7 protein-coding genes are annotated in these 6,591 nt (G+C 65.3%); all 7 read left to right on the forward strand.

What is annotated here, in order from left to right; all coding sequences use genetic code 11:
* The first annotated feature begins 43 nt into the window (after positions 1-43).
* The 7 genes from nadE (at position 44) to queA (ending at position 6,545) form a co-directional block, all read left to right on the forward strand.
* The gene (gene nadE / locus Q0176_RS04735; protein ID WP_299299740.1) at positions 44-781 is read left to right on the forward strand and encodes an NAD(+) synthase; all 738 of its coding nucleotides are present in this window, start codon (positions 44-46) and stop codon (positions 779-781) included.
* 103 nt (positions 782-884) lie between these two features.
* Positions 885-1,637: a YebC/PmpR family DNA-binding transcriptional regulator gene (locus Q0176_RS04740; RefSeq protein WP_299299741.1), complete on the forward strand. Its 753-nt coding sequence runs from the start codon at positions 885-887 to the stop codon at positions 1,635-1,637.
* Positions 1,637-2,173 (forward strand): crossover junction endodeoxyribonuclease RuvC, encoded by a 537-nt coding sequence (gene ruvC / locus Q0176_RS04745; protein WP_299299742.1) that lies wholly within the window; start codon positions 1,637-1,639, stop codon positions 2,171-2,173. The genes Q0176_RS04740 and ruvC overlap by 1 nt, the downstream gene beginning before the upstream one ends.
* Positions 2,170-2,790 (forward strand): Holliday junction branch migration protein RuvA, encoded by a 621-nt coding sequence (ruvA, locus tag Q0176_RS04750; protein ID WP_299299743.1) that lies wholly within the window; start codon positions 2,170-2,172, stop codon positions 2,788-2,790. Before ruvC ends, ruvA begins: the two co-directional genes overlap by 4 nt.
* A gap of 30 nt (positions 2,791-2,820) precedes the next feature.
* Positions 2,821-3,867 (forward strand): Holliday junction branch migration DNA helicase RuvB, encoded by a 1,047-nt coding sequence (gene ruvB, locus Q0176_RS04755; RefSeq protein ID WP_299299745.1) that lies wholly within the window; start codon positions 2,821-2,823, stop codon positions 3,865-3,867.
* Between the two features lie 45 nt (positions 3,868-3,912).
* The gene (locus tag Q0176_RS04760; protein WP_299299747.1) at positions 3,913-5,439 is read left to right on the forward strand and encodes a SpoIID/LytB domain-containing protein; all 1,527 of its coding nucleotides are present in this window, start codon (positions 3,913-3,915) and stop codon (positions 5,437-5,439) included.
* Entirely contained in the window at positions 5,436-6,545 is a 1,110-nt protein-coding gene (gene queA, locus Q0176_RS04765; protein ID WP_299299749.1) for a tRNA preQ1(34) S-adenosylmethionine ribosyltransferase-isomerase QueA, read from the forward strand. The genes Q0176_RS04760 and queA overlap by 4 nt, the downstream gene beginning before the upstream one ends.
* Positions 6,546-6,591: the final 46 nt, after the last annotated feature.

Raw genomic sequence — 6,591 nt, forward strand, 5'->3', positions numbered from 1 at the left:
TAAAATATCCGGGGACTGTTGCCCCCTTGGGGAGGGCTGAGGTTTGACGTACATTCGCGACGCCGCCGGGGTGGCCGGATTTATCGAGAGATGGCTGAGGGAGCGGGTGGCCGAGGCCGGTGCGGTGGGGATCGCCGTCGGACTGTCCGGCGGCATCGACTCCGCGGTCGTTGCGGCGTTGGCCCGGCGCGCGTTTGGACAAGACATGGCGGCGCTCGTCATGCCCTGCCACAGCGATCCGTCGGATGAAGCGGACGCCCGGCTGGTCGCGGACGCGCTGGACATTCCCTGCGAAAGGGTGGACCTTACCGCGGCTTACGACGCCCTTGCCTCGGAGCTGAGGAAAATCGGCGTACTCCAGGGGCCGGCGCTCTCCAACCTCAAGGCCCGCCTGCGGATGGCGTCCCTTTATGCCGTCGCCCAAGCCCGTTCTCTGCTCGTCTGCGGAACGAGCAACAGGGCGGAGATCGCGACGGGCTATTTCACGAAGTTCGGGGACTCCGCCGCGGACCTTCTGCCCCTCGCGGACCTTCTGAAGGGAGAGGTGCGGGCCGTGGCGGCCCATCTCGGGGTGCCGGAGCGCATCATCCGGAAGGCGCCGACCGCCGGCTTCTGGGCGGGACAGACGGACGAGGGGGAGATGGGGTTAACCTACGACGAACTGGACCGTTATCTGGCGACCGGCGACGCGGAGCCCGAGGTCAGGGAGCGTATCGAGGCGAGGCGGCGAAACAGCGAACACAAACGCCGTCCCGTTCCGATCTGTGTGCCTGAGGTCTAGGGGCGGGCGCGGACGTTCCGCGTCGTGAGGGTGGATTTTTGTCTAAAACAGGCGCCGTGTGTTTCGCAGTCGGCGCTTCATTCATGTTTATGAGGTGATTTTTTTGTCGGGACACTCCAAATGGGCTAACATCAAACATCGCAAGGCCGCTCAGGATGCGAAGCGGGGCAATCTCTTCCAGAAACTTGTGCGTGCCATCATCATCGCGGCCAAGGAGGGCGGCGGAGATCCGGCGATGAACATGCGCCTGAAGACGGCGATCGAGAGGGCCAAGGCCGTCAGCGTCCCCATGGACAACATCATTCGGGGCATCAAGCGGGGGACGGGCGAGATCGAGGGGGCCTCGTACGAGGAGCTGACCTACGAGGCGTATGGCCCGAACGGCATTGCGGTGCTGGTCGAGGTGCTTACAGACAACCGGAACCGCACGACGCCGGAGATCCGCGCCCTTCTGACGCGCAACGGCGGGCAGATGGGGGAGTCCGGGAGCGTATCCTGGATGTTCGAGCGCAAGGGGGTTCTCGAGGTCAAGGGCAAGGGGCTGGACGAGGATGCCCTGATGTCCTGCGGACTCGAGGCCGGAATGACGGATATGGAGTCCTCCGACGAGGGGTATACGCTTTATTGCGAGCCGGGGGACCTGGGCACCCTTCAGGAGGCTCTGGAGAAGGCGAAGTACGCGGTGGAGAGCGCCGAGACCCCCATGGTTCCCAAAACGCCCGTCGAGATATCGGACGTTGAGGCGGCGCGGAAGATCATGCGCCTGATCGAGGTTCTCGAGGAGCACGACGACACTCAGAACGTCTATTCCAACTTCGATCTTTCCGACGAGGCTGCCGCCGGGCTCGAGGAGTGATGGGCGGGGGGCGGCTGTGCCTGGGGATCGATCCAGGCCTTGCCCGGGTTGGCTACGGGGTCGTGGAGCGGCAGGGGAGCCGCTTGCGGGCCCTGACGTACGGGTGCGTCGAGACGAGCCCGAAGCTGCCCTTTACGCAGAGGCTCCTGCATATTTATGAGGCTTTGGGGGAGCAGCTCGAGCACTGCGCCCCCGATTTCATGTCCGTGGAGCGACTTTTTTTCGGGCGGAACATCACGACGGCGGAGTTCGTCTGGCAGGCCCGGGGGGTCGTGATGCTCCTGGCGGCCCGGAAGGGCCTTCCGGTCCTGGAGCCCAAGCCGAATCAGATAAAGTTGGCCGTGTGCGGGACCGGGGGGGCCGATAAGACCCAGGTGCAGCGGATGGTTCAACGCCTTCTGGGGCTCGACGCCATACCCTCTCCTGACGATGCGGCGGATGCCCTGGCCGCGGCGCTGGCCGGGCTCGCCTACTACGACTCGGCCTTCAGGCCGGAGGCGGAGCGCGCGGCCGTGTCCGGCGGAGACCTGCCATGATCCGCTGCCTGACGGGGGAGGTCCTGAACGTCGTGGAGAACGCCGTGCTGTTGGATGTCCACGGCATGGGGTTCGACGTGTTGTGTTCCCGGGGCGCCTTGGCGCTCTGTCGTGCGGGGGAGCGGGTGCGCCTGACGGTCTTCATGCAGGTGTCGGAGGCCGGGGCCTCGCTCTTCGGGTTCGCCGACGAGCGGGAGCGGGAGCTCTTCCTCAAAATCACGACGATCAAGGGGATCGGCGGCCGAACGGGAATGGCGATTCTGTCCGTTTTCTCCGTGGACGATATCCTTCGGGCCGTGTCCCTGGCCGACGTCGCCGCCTTTACGCGGGTCCCCGGCGTGGGACGCAAGACGGCAGAGCGGCTGTGTTTCGAGCTTCGGAACCTTCTCCCCGAGGCATTGGCGGACTCCATCCCGACGGCCGGTGCGGGCCTTGCCGCGCCGTCGCGGACGGCGGATACGGTGGGGGAGGCCCTGCGCTCCCTCGGATTCGTACAGACGGATATCGGTCCGGTCCTGTCCGCTATCCGGGCCGCACGTGGCGAGGAATTTGAACGCATGGACGAGGAGTCCCTTCTGAAGGCCGCTTTGAAGGAACTCCAGCAAGGGCTCCGTTAGGGAAGCCGGCACGCGGAGGGACCCGGTACGATGCAGGACGATCGGTACGAAAACGAGCCCCGTTTTTTCTCGGCTCCCCGTTCTCAGGAGGACGTGACCGTCAGGCCCCGTTCCCTCGACGATTTTATCGGTCAGGAGCGGGTGCGCGAGAAGCTGAGGATCTATATGGAGGCGGCCCGCGGGCGCGGAGAACCCCTGGACCATATCCTCTTCTACGGACCTCCGGGGTTGGGTAAGACGACGCTGGCGGGCATCATCGCCCAGGAGATGGGAGGCCAGCTGCGCACGACGACGGGGCCCGCGCTTGAGCGCGCCGGGGACCTCGCGGCCATCGTCTCGAACGTGGAGCCGGGCGACGTGCTGTTCATCGACGAGATCCACCGTATGCCGGCCCAGGTCGAGGAGATCCTCTACCCTGCGATGGAGGACTTCGCCCTGCACATCGTGGTGGGCAAGGGGCCCCTGGCGAAGACGATCGGGCTCTCCCTGCCGCGCTTTACGCTCTGCGGGGCGACGACCCGGCTGGGGCTCCTGACCTCGCCTCTGCGCGCCCGCTTCGGAATCGTCGAGCAGCTCGCCCTGTATACGGAGGAGGAGCTGACCCGCATTGTCCTCAGGGCCGGCGGAGTCATGGAAATTCAGATTCTCGTCGAGGCGGCGCGGGAGATTGCCCGGCGCGCGCGCGGCACGCCCCGTGTGGCCCTGAGGCTCCTGCGCCGTGTTCGGGATGTCGCTGCGGTTCGAGGGAGGGGGAGCATCGACGCGGAGGTCGCCGCCCGCGCCATGGATATGCTCGATGTCGACGCCGAGGGGCTGGACGAGGGGGACCGGCGCATCCTGCGGACGATCGTCGACCTGTTTGACGGCGGCCCCGTCGGCCTCGGGACGATGGCGGCGGCACTGAACGAGGATATGCAGACGATCGAGGACATCTACGAACCTTACCTGATCCAGAAGGGCTTTCTGGAGCGGACCCCGCGTGGGCGTCGGGCGACGGGCAGTGCCTATGCCTATCTCGGGAAGTCGGCCCCGACAGGGCGGGAGGGGTTTCTTTTGCCCTTTGACGGGGAGGCGTAGGACATGCCGTCCTCGATAATGTATTCTTGCCGGGAGGTATCCGAGTTGCTTTTCGAGAGGGGAATTTTACGGAAGTTCTTGATGATGCTCTTGGCCGCAGCGGGACTTCTGATCTGTTCCGTACGGTCCGAGGCCCGCGATGCCTATGTGCGCCTGGCTGCGGGAGGGACGTTTGTCGTCGAGGGGGAACATGGGCTCAGCCTGCTGGCTGGAGGCAACCAGGAGCGGGAACTCGGCAGATCGGCCACCATAGCCCTCCGGGGTGGGAAGGCAGTGGTGGGAAAACACGCTTTTCCGCTTCCTGTCCGTATCTTCAGTTCGGGGCTCCTGCGCTTCAACAGGCGGAGCTACCGCGGGGATTTCCTCCTGACGCGGAACGGATTGCTGAACGTACTGGATCTGGAGGATTATCTCCGTGGGGTGCTCCCCGCCGAGGTCGGCGCGAAATGGCCCCAGGAGGCCCTTCGGGTTCAGGCCATCATCTCCCGCACCTATCTCCTGAGGCAGAGCCTGAATCGCTCGGCCCGGGGCTTTGACGTCACGGACTCGGTGTCCGATCAGGTCTATCGTGGGGCTGGGGTGGAGACCGCACGAACGAATCAGGCCGTGCAGAGCACCGCGGGCGAGGTTCTGATTTACGGCAAGGATCTCGCCTTCACGCCTTTTCACTCGGACAGCGGGGGCCACACGGCGAACAACGCCGACGTTTGGGGCAAGGTCCTGCCCTATCTGGGAGGGGTTCCGGAGCCCCGGGCTTACCGGTCTCCGAACACATCCTGGGCGGTCAGGATTTCTCGCACTACGGTCGAATCCGCGCTGACGAAGATCGGTGGGAGCGTTGGCACGGTGTCCGAGATCCGGATCGCCGGGACCGACAAGGGAGGCCGGTCGACGGCGCTGACCTTCATCGGTCCCAGAGGGAGCAAGACGGTCAAGTCCAGTCTTTTTCGCATGGCCATAGGACCCAATATCCTGAAAAGCACCATGTTGACGGCGGGCTCCGGGCCCGTATCGGGTTCGGCTCCACAGCAGCCGGCGCCCTCCGCTCCGCCGGCCGACAGCGCAGCCATGCCCGAGATCAAGGAATCCGATTGGGTTCCCGATGCGTCCGGCTCCACGGACGGCGGTCTGCCCCGCGCTCCGGTGCCGACCTCGAACGAGCCCCTGTCTCCCGCGCAGGAGGAACGCCTGACGAGGATGACCGCGGACGGCGTCTTTACGACGGCGGAGCTGATCGACATGCTGACGAACCCCGACAAGAAAAAGGGGTATCTCTATATTGGCTTTCAGAGGAGCGGGAAGAGGAAGCCCGCCTCGCAGCCGGCGGCGAAGCCTCCCCGTACGACGGTCGTTCCGCCTGCTCCTGTCCCGGCTCCCTCTTCTCCGCCTCCCATTCCCGGGGGAGCTGCCATCACGAAGGAGGGGGATGCCTTTATCTTCCGCGGAAGAGGATGGGGACATGGGGTCGGCCTCTCCCAGTGGGGGGCCTTGACCCTGGCCGGAGAGGGGTGGACCGCGGAACGCATCCTGGAGCACTATTATCCGGGGACCCACGTGAAGAGCTCCCGATGAGCGCCATCGAGCGACGGGCCTTTGCGCATGAGGATCTCTTCGACCTGAATGCCTACGACTACCCTCTGCCCGGGGAACGGATCGCTCAGACGCCCGCGGAGCCGCGGGACTCGTCCCGCCTCCTGAGCTGGGACGTCGGGAGCGGAACGGTCGAACATCGTCGGTTCCGTGATATCCTTGAATACCTGAGGCCGGGCGACCTCCTGGTCCTGAACGATACGCGCGTGCTGCCCGCCCGGCTGCTGGGAAAACGTCTGCCCGGCGGAGGCGCCGCGGAGGTGCTCCTTCTGAGCCCCTGTTCCCCGGACTTCCAGGTATGGAGGGCTCTGGTCAGGCCGGGACGCAAACTGAGACAGGGGGCGCAGGTCTCGGTTGGGGACAGGGTCCTCGGGATCGAGGCGCAGGAGGGCGAGGGGGTCCGCATCGTCCGGGTCGGAACGGGGCGTCAGGATGTCCTGGCCTTTCTGGATGCCTTTGGACGCGTGCCTCTGCCCCCCTACATCGGCGGCGACCGGGACTGGCGAGAGGAGTATCAGACGGTCTTCGCCAGCAGGGAGGGGTCGGTGGCGGCCCCGACGGCAAGCCTGCATTTTACGCGGAAGCTCCTGCAGGACATCGACGCCATGGGGGTTCGCAGGGCATGGGTGACCCTTCATGTCGGCCTCGGGACCTTTCGTCCCGTGAAGGCGCCGGATATCCGGCAGCACGTCATTCACGACGAGTACTGCGAGGTCCCCCGGGATACGGCCGAGGCCGTGGAGGAATGCCGCCGGCGCGGAGGGCGGGTCGTCGCCGCAGGGACGACCGTGGCCCGCACCCTGGAGTCCATGGCCGCCGAAGGAGGAGGGGTCCGTCCCGGTTGTTTGGATACCGACCTCTTTATCTATCCGGGCTTCGACTTTCGTGTCGTCGATGCCCTGATCACGAATTTTCATCTGCCGAAGAGCTCGCTCCTGATGCTTGTGGCGGCGTTCGCCGCGGGGCTGGGAGGCTGGAAGGGCGAGGAGGAAAGGGCTCTGTCCGCCCTGCACGGGGTCTATGCCTCGGCCGTCGCCGAGGGGTATCGGTTCTTCTCGTTCGGCGACGCCATGTTCATCCACCGATGAAAAGCAATCAAAAAGAAATAGCGAAGAAAGATCCATGAAGGAAATC

Origin of the sequence: uncultured Fretibacterium sp. (assembly GCF_938040765.1) — a bacterium.
GTDB lineage: Bacteria > Synergistota > Synergistia > Synergistales > Aminobacteriaceae > CAJPSE01.

Excerpts from the sequence above, each read along its gene's own strand:
- ruvC (WP_299299742.1), top strand. The coding sequence starts at position 1,637 with ATGGGCGGGGGGCGGCTGTGCCTGGGGATCGATCCAGGCCTTGCCCGG.
- ruvA (WP_299299743.1), top strand. The coding sequence starts at position 2,170 with ATGATCCGCTGCCTGACGGGGGAGGTCCTGAACGTCGTGGAGAACGCC.
- ruvB (WP_299299745.1), top strand. The coding sequence starts at position 2,821 with ATGCAGGACGATCGGTACGAAAACGAGCCCCGTTTTTTCTCGGCTCCC.
- queA (WP_299299749.1), top strand. The coding sequence starts at position 5,436 with ATGAGCGCCATCGAGCGACGGGCCTTTGCGCATGAGGATCTCTTCGAC.